At 70.6% G+C, this 15,431-nt stretch carries 16 protein-coding genes and 1 riboswitch; of the genes, 15 read left to right on the forward strand and 1 reads right to left on the reverse strand.

Annotated elements, in window-relative coordinates:
- Positions 1–54 precede the first annotated feature (54 nt).
- The 8 genes from lepB to ACIPTO_RS31505 all read left to right on the forward strand — a co-directional run bounded on the left by lepB (position 55) and on the right by ACIPTO_RS31505 (position 7,191).
- Entirely contained in the window at positions 55–834 is a 780-nt protein-coding gene (gene lepB, locus ACIPTO_RS31470; protein ID WP_401197758.1) for a signal peptidase I, read from the forward strand.
- Positions 824–1,363, forward strand: a complete 540-nt coding sequence (locus ACIPTO_RS31475; RefSeq protein WP_366320954.1) for an NUDIX hydrolase — start codon at positions 824–826, stop codon at positions 1,361–1,363. Before lepB ends, ACIPTO_RS31475 begins: the two co-directional genes overlap by 11 nt.
- Before the next feature lie 56 nt (positions 1,364–1,419).
- On the forward strand, positions 1,420–1,728 hold the full coding sequence (locus tag ACIPTO_RS31480) for a DUF2469 domain-containing protein (RefSeq protein WP_003965949.1): 309 nt from the start codon (positions 1,420–1,422) through the stop codon (positions 1,726–1,728).
- A 128-nt stretch (positions 1,729–1,856) separates the two neighbouring features.
- On the forward strand, positions 1,857–2,219 hold the full coding sequence (locus ACIPTO_RS31485) for a YraN family protein (RefSeq protein WP_366320956.1): 363 nt from the start codon (positions 1,857–1,859) through the stop codon (positions 2,217–2,219).
- A gap of 1 nt (position 2,220) precedes the next feature.
- Positions 2,221–3,846: a YifB family Mg chelatase-like AAA ATPase gene (locus tag ACIPTO_RS31490; protein WP_401197761.1), complete on the forward strand. Its 1,626-nt coding sequence runs from the start codon at positions 2,221–2,223 to the stop codon at positions 3,844–3,846.
- A gap of 299 nt (positions 3,847–4,145) precedes the next feature.
- A complete protein-coding gene (gene dprA / locus ACIPTO_RS31495) occupies positions 4,146–5,399 on the forward strand; it encodes a DNA-processing protein DprA (RefSeq protein ID WP_401197764.1) in 1,254 nt (417 codons plus the stop codon).
- Positions 5,400–5,672: 273 nt separating this feature from the next.
- A complete protein-coding gene (gene whiG / locus ACIPTO_RS31500; RefSeq protein ID WP_043680536.1) occupies positions 5,673–6,515 on the forward strand; it encodes an RNA polymerase sigma factor WhiG in 843 nt (280 codons plus the stop codon).
- Between the two features lie 118 nt (positions 6,516–6,633).
- A complete protein-coding gene (locus ACIPTO_RS31505) occupies positions 6,634–7,191 on the forward strand; it encodes a helix-turn-helix domain-containing protein (RefSeq protein WP_366321164.1) in 558 nt (185 codons plus the stop codon).
- Positions 7,192–7,240: 49 nt separating this feature from the next.
- Here ACIPTO_RS31505 and ACIPTO_RS31510 read toward each other — a convergent pair whose 3' ends face one another.
- Positions 7,241–7,870: a peptidoglycan DD-metalloendopeptidase family protein gene (locus ACIPTO_RS31510; RefSeq protein WP_401197766.1), complete on the reverse strand. Its 630-nt coding sequence runs from the start codon at positions 7,868–7,870 to the stop codon at positions 7,241–7,243.
- 278 nt (positions 7,871–8,148) lie between these two features.
- Between ACIPTO_RS31510 and rpsB the strand changes: the two genes are divergently transcribed.
- The 7 genes from rpsB to ACIPTO_RS31545 all read left to right on the forward strand — a co-directional run bounded on the left by rpsB (position 8,149) and on the right by ACIPTO_RS31545 (position 15,418).
- Positions 8,149–9,057, forward strand: coding sequence for a 30S ribosomal protein S2 (gene rpsB, locus ACIPTO_RS31515; RefSeq protein WP_401197769.1), 909 nt, complete (start codon positions 8,149–8,151; stop codon positions 9,055–9,057).
- A gap of 175 nt (positions 9,058–9,232) precedes the next feature.
- Complete coding sequence (gene tsf, locus ACIPTO_RS31520; protein WP_366320966.1) at positions 9,233–10,069, forward strand: translation elongation factor Ts; 837 nt, start codon at positions 9,233–9,235, stop codon at positions 10,067–10,069.
- A 195-nt stretch (positions 10,070–10,264) separates the two neighbouring features.
- Positions 10,265–11,023: a UMP kinase gene (gene pyrH / locus ACIPTO_RS31525; protein WP_366320968.1), complete on the forward strand. Its 759-nt coding sequence runs from the start codon at positions 10,265–10,267 to the stop codon at positions 11,021–11,023.
- A gap of 124 nt (positions 11,024–11,147) precedes the next feature.
- Positions 11,148–11,705, forward strand: coding sequence for a ribosome recycling factor (frr, locus tag ACIPTO_RS31530; RefSeq protein WP_266772968.1), 558 nt, complete (start codon positions 11,148–11,150; stop codon positions 11,703–11,705).
- The gene (locus ACIPTO_RS31535; RefSeq protein ID WP_366320970.1) at positions 11,705–12,895 is read left to right on the forward strand and encodes a phosphatidate cytidylyltransferase; all 1,191 of its coding nucleotides are present in this window, start codon (positions 11,705–11,707) and stop codon (positions 12,893–12,895) included. The genes frr and ACIPTO_RS31535 overlap by 1 nt, the downstream gene beginning before the upstream one ends.
- 108 nt (positions 12,896–13,003) lie before the next feature.
- The gene (gene rlmN / locus ACIPTO_RS31540) at positions 13,004–14,110 is read left to right on the forward strand and encodes a 23S rRNA (adenine(2503)-C(2))-methyltransferase RlmN (protein WP_352182249.1); all 1,107 of its coding nucleotides are present in this window, start codon (positions 13,004–13,006) and stop codon (positions 14,108–14,110) included.
- 24 nt (positions 14,111–14,134) lie between these two features.
- Positions 14,135–14,240, forward strand: a riboswitch (TPP riboswitch).
- 68 nt (positions 14,241–14,308) lie between these two features.
- A complete protein-coding gene (locus ACIPTO_RS31545) occupies positions 14,309–15,418 on the forward strand; it encodes a thiamine ABC transporter substrate binding subunit (RefSeq protein WP_401197774.1) in 1,110 nt (369 codons plus the stop codon).
- Positions 15,419–15,431: the final 13 nt, after the last annotated feature.

Consider the following 15,431-nt stretch of genomic DNA (forward strand, 5'->3'; position numbering starts at 1 on the left):
GGTCCCGGAGGAAGGGCTGACCACCCTCGGTACCGCCGGGTAGGGTGCGGACCCATGGGTGGCGAGAGCGCAACACGTACGGCCCCGCGTACCGGCGGTGGCACAGGCAGGGGCCCGGTGGGCAGCCGGACCGGACAGCGGTTGTCCGGACTGGCCGTCGCGCTGGGTCTTGTGCTGTTCCTCGGCGGATTCGGCTGGGGAGCGGTCGTCTACCGGCCGTACACGGTGCCCACCAGCTCGATGACGCCGACCATCGCCATGGGCGACCGGGTGCTGGCGCAGCGGATCGACGGCAGTGAGGTGCGCCGGGGCGACGTCGTCGTGTTCACCGACAAGACCTGGGTGACGAACGCCCCCGTGGTCAAGCGCGTGGTCGCGGTCGGCGGGGACACCGTCTCCTGCTGCACGAACGGCAAGCTGGTCGTCAACGGCAAGCAGATCACCGAGGGCTACCTCAAGGGCGGCGCGGTCGAGGACAAGACCATCCCCGAGGTGAAGGTCCCCAAGGGCCGCCTGTTCCTCCTCGGTGACGAACGACAGGGCTCCCTGGACTCCAGCGCCCACCTCACGGACGTGGCCGGCGGCACCGTCGCGAGCAGCGCCGTGGGCGCCCGCGTGGACGCCGTCGTCTGGCCCATGAAGGGCATGCTGGAGCGCCCCACCGGCTTCGAGCCCCTCGGGAGCCTCTCCCACCCCGGCCCGCTGGGCGTGATCCTCGCGGTCATCGTCGTCGGCGCGGTCCTCGTCCTCGGCGGCGGTGCCTACGGCCCGATCGCCAAGCTCGCGGCCGGCCGCCGCGCCCGCACCCGGACGGGGCCCGCCGGTGCCCGCTGAGGCCACCGAGGAGGGCTCCCACGACGACTCGTACGACGGCGGACTGCGCAGGGTCGCCCGGGTCGTCCTGCTCGACCCGCAGGACCGCATCCTGCTGCTCCACGGCCATGAGCCGGACGACCCGGCCGACGACTGGTGGTTCACCCCGGGCGGCGGCCTGGAGGGCGACGAGACCCATGAGGAGGCCGCTCTGCGGGAACTCGCCGAGGAGACCGGCATCACCCGGGTGGAACTCGGCCCGGTGCTGTGGACGCGGACGTGCTCCTTCCCGTTCGCGGGCCGTCGCTGGGACCAGGACGAGAGGTACTACCTGGCCAGGACGGCCGCCACGGCCGACGGGGTGCCCGGCGCCACCGGCCTCACCGAGCTGGAGCGGCGCAGCGTCTCCGGAGCGCGTTGGTGGACGTGCCGGGAACTGGACCTGGCGCATGAGACGGTGTATCCGACCAGACTCGCCGAGCTGCTCCGCAGGCTGCTCGACGAAGGTCCCCCGGCCGGGCCCGTGACCCTGGACACCGAAATCGTCTAGGGGCTGGCGGGACTGGCGCACAATGGTGGGATCGCACGGGTGAAGGGGAACATGCCATGAGCGCCGAGGACCTCGAAAAGTACGAGACCGAGATGGAGCTGAAGCTCTACCGGGAGTACCGCGATGTCGTCGGTCTGTTCAAATACGTGATCGAGACCGAGCGGCGTTTCTACCTCACCAACGACTACGAGATGCAGGTGCACTCGGTCCAGGGCGAGGTGTTCTTCGAGGTGTCCATGGCGGATGCCTGGGTGTGGGACATGTATCGGCCGGCTCGCTTCGTGAAGCAGGTCCGCGTGCTCACGTTCAAGGACGTGAACATCGAGGAGCTGAACAAGAGCGATCTGGAGCTGCCGGGCGGCTGACGGCGGCAACCCGCCGCGAGGCTGTCGCTCGTGCGGGTGACGGAGTTCTCCACAAGCACCGAACGGTCCACCAAGATCCACTTGGTGGACCGTTCCGCGTGACGGTGGGTGCCGGAGGTGGTGCCGACATGAACGCACGCAGTGCACTCGGCAGGTTCGGCGAGACGGTGGCCGCACGACGGCTGACCGCGGCCGGCATGACGGTCCTGGAGCGCAACTGGCGCTGTGGCAGGACCGGCGAGATCGACATCGTGGCGCGGGACGGCGACGTCCTGGTGGTCTGCGAGGTCAAGACCCGGCGGGCGGGCGCCTTCGAGCACCCGATGGCCGCCGTCACACCCCAGAAGGCGCAGCGGCTGCGAGGCCTCGCCGAGCGATGGATCCACGCGCACGGCGGAGCCCCGCCGGGAGGGGTCCGCATCGACCTGGTGGGTGTCGTCGTGCCCCACTGCGGCGGGCCCCTGGTCGAGCACGTCCGGGGGGTGGTCTGAGATGGGGTTCGCTCGTACGTGTTCGGTGGCGCTGGTGGGCGTCGAGGGCGTGGTCGTCGAGGTGCAGGCCGACCTCGAACCGGGTGTCGCCGCGTTCACCCTGGTGGGACTGCCCGACAAGAGCCTGACGGAGAGCAAGGACCGGGTGCGGGCCGCCGTCGTCAACTCGGGCTGCGCCTGGCCGCAGAAGAAACTGACGGTGGGCCTGAGCCCGGCGTCGGTCCCGAAGAGCGGAAGCGGCTTCGACCTCGCCGTGGCGGCGGCCGTACTCGGTGCCGCCGAGCGCATCGATCCGCGCGTGCTCGCCGACATCGTGATGATCGGGGAACTCGGCCTGGACGGACGGGTGCGGCCGGTCCGGGGCATCCTGCCCGCCGTCCTGGCCGCCGCGGACTCCGGCTATGAGCAGGTCGTCGTCCCGGAATGCGCCGCCGCCGAGGCGTCCCTCGTGCCCGGGGTGTCCGTCCTGGGCGTGCGCACCCTGCGGCAGCTGATCGCCGTCCTCGCCGACGAACCCGTGCCCGACGAGGACCCGGACGAGCTGGGTCGCCCGGACCCGCTGCTCGCCGGGCTGCGCCTGCCCGGCACGGGCGCGGCCACGGGGATGCACAGCGCGGGCGCGTCCCAGCACGACCCGGGGCACGATCTCTCCGACGTCGTCGGACAGTTCTCGGCCCGGACGGCGGTGGAGGTCTCGGCGGCCGGTGGCCACCACCTGTTCCTCGAAGGCCCGCCGGGTGCCGGGAAGACGATGCTCGCGGAGCGGCTGCCCGCGATCCTGCCCCGGCTCGGCCGGCAGGAGTCGCTGGAGGTCACGGCGGTCCACTCGGTGGCGGGCCTGCTGCCCCCGGGCAAACCCCTGATCGACATCGCCCCCTACTGCGCCCCGCACCACTCGGCCACGATGCAGGCCCTCGTCGGGGGCGGGCAGGGGATCGCGCGGCCCGGGGCGGTGTCGCTGTCGCATCGAGGGGTGCTCTTTCTGGACGAGACGCCAGAATTCAGCGGCCAGGCCCTGGACGCGCTGCGGCAGCCGCTGGAGGCCGGGCACGTGGTGATCGCGCGCAGCGCCGGCGTCGTGCGGTTCCCGGCGAGGTTCCTGATGGTGCTGGCCGCCAACCCCTGTCCGTGCGGCCGTTTCTCGCGGACCGACGACCTGTGCGAGTGCGCGCCGACGTCCATCCGCCGCTACCAGGCTAGGCTCTCCGGCCCGCTGCTCGACCGGGTGGACCTGCGGGTGGAGGTGGACCGGGTCACCCGGGACCAGCTCACCGGGCGCGGTTCGCGGGGCGAGTCCACGGCCACGGTCGCGGACCGGGTGCGGGCGGCCAGGGAGCGGGCGGCGGCGCGGTTCGCGGACACACCCTGGCGCACCAACAGCGAGGTGCCAGGCCGCGAACTGCGCACCCGCTGGCACGCCGAGCGCGGGGCGATGGACGAGGCCGAGCGCGGCCTGGAGCGAGGCGTGCTCACCGCGCGCGGACTCGACCGGGTGCTGCGCGTGGCCTGGACGGTCGCGGACCTGCTCGGCCACGACCGCCCCGGCGCGACCGACGTCGCCCTCGCACTCCAACTCCGCACGGGCGTACCACGAGGCGTGCCGATGGCCATCGGGGCGCTCACGTGACCGGGCGCGACGGGCTGGACGGCGAGGTCGTCCCGGGTGCGGGAGGGGGCTGGGACGTGACTGCGGAGGGTGGATCGGATGCCGGGTTCCGGGCGGGGCGCGGAGGGGGCCGGCATGGGAGTGCGGAGGGTGGACTGGATGCCGCGCTTCCCGACGCTGCGGGGAGGGAGCGGCGGGTGCACCCGGACGGCGAGCCCGACGCCGGCTTCCTCGCGCATGACGGGGAGGACAGGCGCGTGGCTGTGGGCGGGGGCGGTCCGGATGCCGGGCTTCCCGCCGATGGCGGAGGGGGCCGGCGGATGCCCCCGGACGGCGAGTCCGACGCCGACTTCCTCGCTCCGGACGGCGGGTCCGACGCCCGCTTCCTCGCGCCTGACGGCGAGGGCACGCATGTGTCCGCTCACCGCGACGCGGGCGGTGAGTTCCACGCTCGTGTCTTTCTCGCCCGGGTCGTCGAGCCCGGTGACGAGGTCGCCGGGCGGTGGATCCGGGAGCTCGGGGCGGTGGAGGTCGGTCGGCGGCTCAGGCGGGGCGGGCCGCAGCTCACCGGGGTGACCGACAAGCGGTGGGCCGGGCTGTGCGCACGGGCCCGGCAGGTCGAGCCGGGGCGGGACCTGGCCGTCGCGGAGAGCGCGGGCGTCCGGTTCGTGTGCCCCGGCGGCGCCGAGTGGCCCGCCCAGCTCGACGACCTCGGGGACGCGCGGCCCATCGGACTGTGGGTGCGCGGGAGGCCCAACCTCCGCGTGTGGGCGCTCGATTCGGTCGCCGTCGTCGGCGCCCGCGCCTGCACCGAGTACGGCGCGCACATGGCGGCCACCCTCGCCGCGGCGCTCGCCGAGCGCGGCTGGGTGGTCGTGTCCGGCGGAGCCTACGGAGTCGACGGCGCCGCCCATCGCGGTGCCCTCGGCGCGGGCGGGGCCACCGCCGCCGTGCTCGCCTGCGGTGTCGACCGCCCCTACCCGCGCGGGCACGCCCAGTTGATCGACAGGATCGCCGAACAAGGGCTGGTGATCGGGGAGTTGCCACCCGGCGAGCATCCGACGCCGAGCCGGTTCATCCTGCGGAACAGGGTGATCGCGGCGCTCACGCGAGGCACCGTGGTGGTCGAGGCCGCGTACCGGAGCGGGTCACTCGTCACGGCCCGGGCCGCACAGCGGCTGGGCCGCCACACGATAGGAGTGCCCGGTCCGGCCACGAGCGCGCTGTCGGCCGGAGTGCACGAACTCCTGCGGGCGGAAGCCGTCCTGGTCACCGACGCGGCCGAAGTCGTCGAACTGGTCGGCGGCATGGGCGAGCTGGCCCCGGACCGCCGCGGCCCCGTCCTCCCGCGCGACCTGTTGGAGCCGGCTGCCCGACGTGTTCTCGCCGCACTGCCCGGCAACAGGTCGGCGGAACCCGGGGAGATCGCGCGCGGAGCGCAGACCACGGAGGACGACGCGATCGCGAGACTGTACGAACTCCGAGCACTTGGTTACGTCGAACGACACGGCGACGGCTGGAAGTTGACACGCCAGGCGATGATCTCGGTCCGGGACGCCGGAGGGCGCCGCTGACCGAGTGTGTTCGGCCGTCCGGGGGAACCCCCGACGCCCTTGGGAATTCCCGCAGTTGGCGCATTCCGATCATCACGCAGAGCGATCGGGTCGACCTGTTCAGGCACCCCGTCGAACGCGTCCGTGCCCGGTCCACGCCCTGGTCTTCGCGCACCGCGACACTCCAGTCACGCTACGCTCACGGGGATTCCGGCGCAGAACGGCAATCACGGCACCACTCCGACACCTCACCCAGGCACCCCCACTTCACAGCAGAACGGCACAAGGCGACGAATGCCCCAGCACACCTCCGGGTCCGACCGGGCGGCGATCCCCCCAGCCGCCCGTGACGGTGGCAGCGTGCGACCGCCCGCTCCCTCGACACTCGAGGAGCTGTGGCGGTCGTACAAGACGACGGGCGACGAGCGGCTGCGCGAGCAGCTGATCCTGCACTACTCGCCGCTGGTCAAGTACGTCGCGGGACGGGTGAGCGTCGGGTTGCCGCCCAACGTGGAGCAGGCGGACTTCGTGTCGTCGGGGGTGTTCGGGCTGATCGACGCGATCGAGAAGTTCGACATCGAACGGGAGATCAAGTTCGAGACGTACGCGATCACCCGCATCCGGGGCGCGATGATCGACGAACTGCGCGCGCTGGACTGGATCCCGCGCTCGGTACGCCAGAAGGCGCGGAACGTGGAGCGGGCGTACGCCACGCTGGAGGCGCGGCTCCGGCGCACTCCCAGCGAGGGCGAGGTGGCTGCCGAGATGGGTATCGCGGTGGAGGAACTCCACGCCGTCTTCAGCCAGTTGTCGCTGGCCAACGTGGTCGCCCTGGAGGAACTGCTGCACGCGGGCGGCGAGGGCGGCGACCGGCTCAGCCTGATGGACACCCTGGAGGACACCGCCGCCGACAATCCGGTGGAGGTGGCCGAGGGCCGGGAGCTGCGGCGGTTCCTGGCGCGGGCGATCAACACCCTCCCTGAGCGGGAGAAGACCGTCGTCACGCTCTACTACTACGAGGGCCTCACCCTCGCCGAGATCGGCAACGTGCTCGGGGTGACCGAGAGCCGGGTCAGTCAGATCCACACCAAGTCCGTGCTGCAGCTCCGCGCCAAGCTGGCGAGTTTCGGCCGCTGAGCGGAAGTCGTAGGGCTCGGGTGACCTCGCAGAATCGTGCCTGCATGGCCTGGGTCACTCCCGCCGACGGTGTGCCGTCCGTAGAGTGGATGACGTGCCAAGGATTCGAGCGGCCTCCGTGGCCGAGCACCGGTCGATGCAGCGAGCCGCCCTGCTGGACGCGGCTCGTTCCCTGCTGTCCGAGGGCGGGACGGAGGCGTTGACGTTCCCGGCCCTGGCCGAGCGGACGGGGCTCGCGCGGTCGTCCGTGTACGAGTACTTCCGCTCCCGGGCCGCCGTCGTCGAGGAGCTGTGCGAGGTCGACTTTCCCGTGTGGGCGGCGGATGTGTCGGCGGCGATGGAGAGGGCGACCTCGGCGGAGGGCAAGGTCGAGGCGTATGTGCGGCAGCAGCTCGCGCTGGTCGGGGACCGGCGGCACCGTGCCGTCGTCGCCATCTCCGCGAGCGAGCTGGACGCGGGTGCCCGGGAGAAGATCCGGGCCGCCCACGGGGGGCTCGTCGCGATGATCGTCTCCGCGCTGGGGGAGATGGGGCACGAGGAGCCCCGGCTCGCGGCGATGCTGCTTCAGGGGGTCGTCGACGCGGCGGTGCGGCGGATCGAGCTGGGGGCCGCGGAAGATCCGTCGGTGATCACCGAAGCCGCGGTGAGCATGGCTCTGCGCGGGGTCCTGGGCTGAGATTCGTCCGTGCGGCCTGTGGGGGCCGGGCGTGTGGGTCCCCGCGTCCCTAGAGGGGCGTTCCCAGCACCGGCAGCAGGCGGGACGGGCCCCGGTTCAGCAGCCATGGGGGCAGCAGTGAGAGCGGGTTCAGGTACGTCTCCCCTCTCAGCAGGCCCCAGTGCACGCATGTCGTCGGGCAGTGGGAGCCGGTGATCTCCACCGTGCCGACCGCACTTCCCGGCTCCACCTCGTCGCCCTTCCTCACGGTCGAGGTCACCGGCTCGTACGTCGTGCGCAGGTCGGTGCCCGCCAGCTGCACCGACACCACGCCTCTGCCCGCCACCCGGCCCGCGAAGGACACCCGGCCCGCCGCCACCGCCCGGACCCGCTCGCCTGCCGGGGTCGCCAGGTCCACGCCGCGGTGGCCCCGGGCGTAGACCGTCGCCGGGGGCTCCCAGCCTCGTAGGACCAGGGGGTGTGAGCCGACCGGCCAGGTGCTCGGGAGCGTCGGTACGGACGAGGTGCGGGGTCCCGGCGGCGGGGGAGGGGCGCCGCTGGCCCGGGCCGTACAGGTCAGGAGGGTCAGGAGCAGGGCCAGGAGCAGGGCCGGGAGGAAGGTCGGGATGAACGCCGGGAGGGGCGTCGGCGGAAGAGCTCGGCCGGTACGGGCAGTTCGGTCATGTCGTCTCATGTGCATGGGGCAAACCGTGCCGTATCCGAGCGATCATGGCCGGGACCTGTGGGCCGGTCCGGGGTTGTGGACAACGGCGTCACCCGGTGCCTCGCGGGTCCCGTACACTTCCTTTGGCGATCCGGGTGACCGGGTCGACTTCGCACGCCCCGGCATCCGGGCCTCCGTCGCAAGACGAAACCGATGTCAGCGCTCCTCGGTCCTCTGGGCAAGCGCACGTGGGCGTCAGGCGCGAGTGCCGTCCGGCGCTCGCGGCACAACCGAGAAAATCAAGGAGAACGGCCATGGCCGTCGTCACGATGCGGGAGCTGCTGGAAAGCGGCGTCCACTTCGGTCACCAGACCCGTCGCTGGAACCCGAAGATGAAGCGCTTCATCTTCACCGAGCGCAACGGCATCTACATCATCGACCTGCTCCAGTCGCTGTCGTACATCGACCGCGCCTACGAGTTCGTCAAGGAGACCGTCGCCCACGGCGGCACGGTCATGTTCGTCGGCACGAAGAAGCAGGCGCAGGAGGCCATCGCCGAGCAGGCCACCCGCGTCGGCATGCCCTACGTCAACCAGCGCTGGCTGGGCGGCATGCTCACCAACTTCTCCACCGTCTACAAGCGTCTGCAGCGCCTCAAGGAGCTGGAGCAGATCGACTTCGAGGACGTCGCCGCGTCCGGTCTCACCAAGAAGGAGCTTCTCGTGCTCTCGCGCGAGAAGGCCAAGCTGGAGAAGACCCTCGGTGGTATCCGCGAGATGTCCAAGGTTCCCAGCGCCGTCTGGATCGTGGACACCAAGAAGGAGCACATCGCGGTCGGTGAGGCCCGGAAGCTCAACATCCCGGTCGTCGCCATCCTCGACACGAACTGCGACCCCGACGAGGTCGACTACAAGATCCCGGGCAACGACGACGCGATCCGCTCCGTCACCCTGCTCACCCGCGTGATCGCCGACGCCGTCGCCGAGGGCCTCATCAGCCGCTCCGGTGTCGCCGCCGAGGCCAAGGGTGACAAGGCCGCCGGCGAGCCGCTCGCCGCGTGGGAGCGCGACCTGCTCGAGGGTGAGAAGAAGGCCGACGAGGCCCCCGCCGCCGAGGCCGAGGTGCAGACCTCCGCCGAGACGGAGAAGGTCGCCGACGCCGAGCAGGCCGACGAGGCCCCCGCCGCCGAGGTCGCTCCGGCCGCCGAGGCCGAGCAGGCCTGACCCTTCCGGGCCCAGAGGACTGACAGGAGGACGGCGGGTGGTGCGGACCGCGCCACCCGCCGTTCATCCACAGCCCCTAGATCTTCGTAGCCCGTAGATCCTTGGCGGAAGCCCGCGTCATCCGCGGCCGCCGCCGACTTCGAGACTTCGAACTCCGAGAAGAGATTCACAGATCATGGCGAACTACACCGCCGCCGACGTCAAGAAGCTCCGTGAGCTCACCGGCGCCGGCATGATGGACTGCAAGAAGGCGCTGGACGAGGCCGACGGCAACGTCGAGAAGGCCGTCGAGGCGCTCCGCATCAAGGGCCAGAAGGGCGTCGCCAAGCGCGAGGGCCGCTCCGCCGAGAACGGCGCCGTGGTCTCCCTCATCGCCGACGACAACACCTCCGGTGTCCTGGTCGAGCTGAAGTGCGAGACGGACTTCGTCGCCAAGGGCGAGAAGTTCCAGGCCGTCGCCAACCAGATCGCCCAGCACGTCGCCGCCACCGCTCCGGCCGACATCGCGGCGCTCCTCGCGTCCGACATCGAGCCCGGCAAGACGGTCCAGGCGTTCGTCGACGAGGCCAACGCGAACCTGGGCGAGAAGATCGTCCTGGACCGCTTCGCCCAGTACGCCGACGGCTACGTCTCCGCGTACATGCACCGCACGATGCCCGACCTGCCCCCGCAGATCGGTGTCCTCGTCGAGCTGGACAAGGAGAACGCCGAGGTCGCCCGCGGCGTCGCCCAGCACATCGCCGCCTTCGCGCCGAAGTACCTGGCCAAGGACGACGTGCCGGCCGAGGTCGTCGAGTCCGAGCGCCGTATCGCCGAGGAGACCACCCGCGCCGAGGGCAAGCCCGAGGCCGCGATCGCCAAGATCGTCGAGGGTCGCGTCAACGGCTTCTTCAAGGACGCGACGCTGCTCGGTCAGCCGTACGCGCTCGACCCCAAGAAGTCCGTCCAGAAGGTTCTGGACGAGGCGGGTGTCACCCTGAAGCGCTTCACGCGCATCAAGGTCGGCATCTGAGTCCGTACCGCGATCGACGCGCGGCGCCCGGCGGAATCCCGCTAGGGTCGTCAGCAGTCGGCCGGGTACGCCGTCGCGCACGCGCGCGTGGCGGACGACAGCAGATCTGACGAGGAGGCCATTGCCGAGCATGGGATGCGACAGACACCCCACCGGCAGTGGCCTTCTTCGTATGTGCACCATGAGGAGAACGCCATGACCACCAAGCCCCAGAAGACCGACGACGGCAAGGTACGCGGCCGGTTCATGCTGAAGCTCTCCGGAGAAGCCTTCTCCGGCGGCGGGGGCCTGGGCGTGGACCCCGACGTGGTGCACAAGATCGCCCGTGAGATCGCGGCCGTCGTCCGGGACGGCGCGGAGATCGCCGTCGTCATCGGCGGCGGGAACTTCTTCCGCGGCGCCGAGCTCCAGCAGCGCGGCATGGACCGGGCCCGTTCCGACTACATGGGCATGCTCGGCACGGTGATGAACTGCCTCGCCCTCCAGGACTTCCTGGAGAAGGAGGGCATCGACAGCCGCGTCCAGACCGCCATCACCATGGGCCAGGTCGCCGAGCCGTACATCCCGCTGCGCGCCGTGCGTCACCTGGAGAAGGGCCGCGTGGTCATCTTCGGCGCCGGTATGGGCATGCCCTACTTCTCCACCGACACCACCGCCGCCCAGCGCGCCCTGGAGATCGACGCCGAGGCGCTGCTGATGGGCAAGAACGGCGTGGACGGGGTCTACGACTCCGACCCGAAGACGAACTCCGAAGCCGTCAAGTTCGACTCGCTCAGCTACGGCGAGGTCATCACCCAGGACCTCAAGGTCGCGGACATGACCGCCATCACGCTGTGCCGCGACAACAAGCTTCCGATCCTGGTCTTCGAGCTTCTTGCGGAGGGCAATATCGCCCGCGCCGTCAAGGGTGAGAAGATCGGCACGCTTGTGGGTGACCAAGGCAGCCAGGGCTGATGACCCTGACCGGGGGATGGACAATGTCCTGCCGGTCGGGAACCGTGCAGGAAGAAGACGCGACGCAGCCGGCCGCCGACACAGCACAGCAGCCGGGCCTACTCAAGACACGCAGGAGCAAGTGGTGATCGAAGAGACCCTCCTCGAGGCCGAGGAGAAGATGGAGAAGGCCGTCGTGGTCGCCAAGGAGGACTTCGCCGCGATCCGCACCGGTCGTGCGCACCCGGCGATGTTCAACAAGATCGTGGCCGACTACTACGGCGCGCTGACGCCGATCAACCAGCTGGCCTCGTTCTCCGTACCGGAGCCGCGGATGGCCGTGGTGACCCCGTTCGACAAGTCCGCGCTGCGGAACATCGAGCAGGCGATCCGCGACTCGGACCTGGGTGTCAATCCCAGCAACGACGGCAACATCATCCGGGTGACGTTCCCCGAGCTGACCGAGGAGCGCCGCAAGGACTACATCAAGGTGGCCCGGGCCAAGGCCGAGGACTCCAAGGTGTCCATCCGCGCCGTCCGCCGCAAGGCCAAGGACGCGCTGGACAAGCTCGTCAAGGACAAGGAGTCCGGCGAGGACGAGGTCCGTCGTGCGGAGAAGGAGCTCGACGACACCACGGCGAAGTACGTCGCCCAGGTGGACGAACTCCTCAAGCACAAGGAAGCGGAGCTGCTCGAGGTCTGATGAACGACTCTTCCTGGGGGGCGCCGCCACAAGCCGGGTACTGGGGGCCGTCCGACCAGGGGCCTGTCCAGGGGGCTGCCCCGGCGGGTCCCACGTACGATGCGCCTGAGGCGCAGCAGACTCGCCCCATGCCCATCGTGCCCGACGAGCCCGCATACGGCGGACACCAGGATGACGACCGGGGGGCCGCTCGGCTGAGCGGCCCCTTGTTCCGCGACGAGACGCAGCAGCCGCCGTACGACGTACGGCAGCCGCAGTCGTACGACCCGCGGACGCAGCCCTCTGACATGCCGCAGGCGCAGCCCTACGGGGCGGTGCCGCAGAATCCGGAGCCCATGCCCGACGTCCCGCCGGCGGCGCCCGCCCCGCAGAAGAAGAGCGCGGGCCGGGACCTGGGCGCGGCCATAGGGGTCGGGGTCGGACTCGGCGCGGTGATCATCGCGTCCCTGTTCGTCGTCAAGGCCGTGTTCGTCGGCGTCATAGCGGTCGCCGTCGTCGTGGGCCTCTGGGAGCTGACCTCGCGGCTGGAGGAGCGCAAGGGGATCAAGGCGCCCCTCGTGCCCCTCGCGGTCGGCGGTGCGGCGATGGTCGTCGCCGGCTACGTCCGGGGTCCCGAGGGTGCCTGGGTCGCCATGGCGCTCACCGCGCTCGCGGTCCTCGTCTGGCGGATGACGGAACCGCCCGAGGGCTACCTCAAGGACGTCACGGCGGGCGTCTTCGCGGCGTTCTACGTGCCGTTCCTGGCCACGTTCGTCGCCCTGATGCTCACCGCCGACGACGGCGCCTGGCGCGTCCTGACGTTCCTGCTGCTGACCGTGGTCAGCGACACGGGCGCCTACGCCGTCGGCTGGCGCTTCGGCACGCACAAGCTCGCCCCGCGCATCAGCCCCGGGAAGACCCGCGAGGGCCTGTTCGGGGCGGTGTCCTTCGCGATGGTGGCGGGCGCGCTGTGCATGCAGTTCCTGATCGACGACGGCAGCTGGTGGCAGGGCCTCATCCTGGGCCTCGCGGTGGCGGCCAGCGCCACGCTGGGCGACCTCGGCGAGTCCATGATCAAGCGTGACCTCGGCATCAAGGACATGGGCACGCTCCTGCCGGGCCACGGCGGCATCATGGACCGGCTCGACTCGTTGCTGCCGACAGCGCCGGTGGTGTGGCTGCTGCTGGTGCTGTTCGTGGGCTCCGGCTGACGAACAGACCGCCCTGTCGCGCCGCTGACCTGCGGTTGTGTACGTGAGGGGCTCGTCGTCCACAGGGCGGCGAGCCCCTCGTCGTATGTCTGCGACACTGGTAGGGCCATGCCTAAGCCCGGAGAACTCACATTCGTCGCCCCCCGCGGAGCCCAGAAGCCGCCGCGGCACCTCGCCGACCTCACGCCCGCCGAGCGCAAGGAAGCCGTCGCCGCGGTCGGGGAGAAGCCGTTTCGCGCCAAGCAGCTCTCGCAGCACTACTTCGCGCGGCTCGCGCACGACCCGGCGGAGTGGACCGACATCCCCGCCGCCTCGCGCGCCAAGCTGCGGGAGGCGCTGCTCCCTGAGCTGATGACCGTCGTCCGGCATCTGTCGACCGACCAGGACACCACCCGCAAGACGCTGTGGCGGCTGTTCGACGGGACGCTCGTCGAGTCCGTGCTGATGCGGTACCCGGACCGGGTCACCATGTGCATCAGCTCGCAGGCGGGATGCGGCATGAACTGCCCGTTCTGCGCGACCGGTCAGGCCGGCCTGGACCGCAATCTGTCGACCGGCGAGATCGTGCACCAGATCGTGGACGGCATGCGGGCGCTGCGGGACGGCGAGATCCCGGGCGGGCCCGCGCGGCTCTCCAACATCGTCTTCATGGGCATGGGCGAGCCCCTGGCCAACTACAAGCGGGTCGTCCAGTCCATCCGCGCCCTCACCGACCCGGAGCCGGACGGCCTCGGTCTCTCGCAGCGCGGGATCACCGTCTCGACGGTCGGACTCGTCCCGGCGATCCACCGCTTCGCGGACGAGGGCTTCAAGTGCCGCCTGGCGATCTCGCTGCACGCGCCGGACGACGAGCTGCGCGACACCCTGGTCCCGGTGAACACCCGCTGGAAGGTCCGCGAGGTCCTCGACGCGGGCTGGGAGTACGCGGCGAAGTCGGGCCGCCGGCTGTCCATCGAGTACGCGCTGATCCGCGACATCAACGACCAGGCGTGGCGCGGTGACCGTCTCGGCCGCCTCCTCAAGGGCAAGCCGGTGCACGTCAACCTGATCCCGCTGAACCCGACGCCGGGCTCGAAGTGGACGGCCTCGCGCCCCGAGGACGAGAAGGCGTTCGTCGAGGCCATCGCGGCCCACGGGGTGCCGGTCACGGTCCGGGACACCCGCGGCCAGGAGATCGACGGAGCGTGCGGCCAGCTCGCCGCGACCGAGCGGTAGGCTGACCGGCGTAGGTACATCTTCATATTCCGACAGGGGAGCGCCACAGCGCTGAGAGTGCGGGATTGTCCGCAGACCCTCTGAACCTCGCCCAGGTCATTCTGGGTAGGAAGTTCGGTCATCACTCTTGCTGTTGCGCCCTGCCCACCTCCTGTGGGCAGGGCCGCGTCTCTTCCTGGACACCCCAGGAGGAATCCAGTGCACACCAGGACATTCATCGCCGCGGCCGTCGGCCTCGGTCTGTTCACGCTCTCCGCGTGCGGCTCGTCCGACAGCGGCAGCGGCGCCGACTCCAAGACCGTCACCCTCGTCAGCCACGACTCGTGGGCCGTCTCGAAGAGCGTCCTCAAGGACTTCGAGAAGCAGTCCGGCTACACCGTCAAGGTCCTCAAGGACGGCGACGCCGGCCAGGCCGTCAACAAGGCGATCCTCACCAAGGACAACCCCCAGGGCGACGTCTTCTTCGGCGTCGACAACACCCTGCTCTCCCGCGCCCTCGACAACGGCCTCTTCCAGTCCTACGACGCGAAGGGCGCCGCGCTCGTCAAGCCCGAGTACCGCGTCGACGAGGCCAGGCACCGGGTCACGCCCATCGACACCGGCGACATCTGCGTCAACTACGACAAGGCCTACTTCAGCAAGCACAAGCTGACCCCGCCCACGTCCTTCGCGGATCTGGTCAAGCCGGAGTACAAGAACCTCCTCGTCACCGAGAACGCGGCCACCTCCTCGCCCGGCCTCGGCTTCCTGCTCGGCAGCGCGGCGCAGTACGGGGATGGGGGCACCTCCCGCTCGAGCGAAGCCGAGAGTGGGGGAGGCTGGCAGGCGTACTGGAAGAAGCTCAAGGCCAACGGCGTGAAGGTCGTCGACGGCTGGGAGCAGGCCTACGACCAGGAGTTCTCCGGCTCCGCGGGCGGCAAGAAGGCGGGCGGTGACCGGCCCCTCGTCGTGTCGTACGCCTCCTCGCCGCCCGCCGAGGTGATCTACGCCGACCCGAAGCCGACCACCGCGCCCACCGGGGTGTCGTACGGCACCTGCTTCCGGCAGACCGAGTACGCGGGGCTGCTCAGCAACGCGAAGAACACCAAGGGCGGCAAGGCGTTCCTCGACTTCCTGCTCACCAAGGAGTTCCAGCAGGACATGCCGCTCAACATGTTCGTCTACCCGGTGGTCCAAGGCGCCCAGGTACCGCAGGAGTTCGAGAAGTACGGCCGCCAGGCCCCGGACCCCGAGACCATGGCGCCCGCGAAGATCGCCGCCGACCGGGACCAGTGGGTCAAGTCGTGGACCTCGCTCGTACTGAAGTAGCCCCGCGGAAGCA

The sequence above is a fragment of the Streptomyces sp. NPDC090083 genome, assembly GCF_044747445.1.
Classification (GTDB): Bacteria; Actinomycetota; Actinomycetes; order Streptomycetales; family Streptomycetaceae; genus Streptomyces.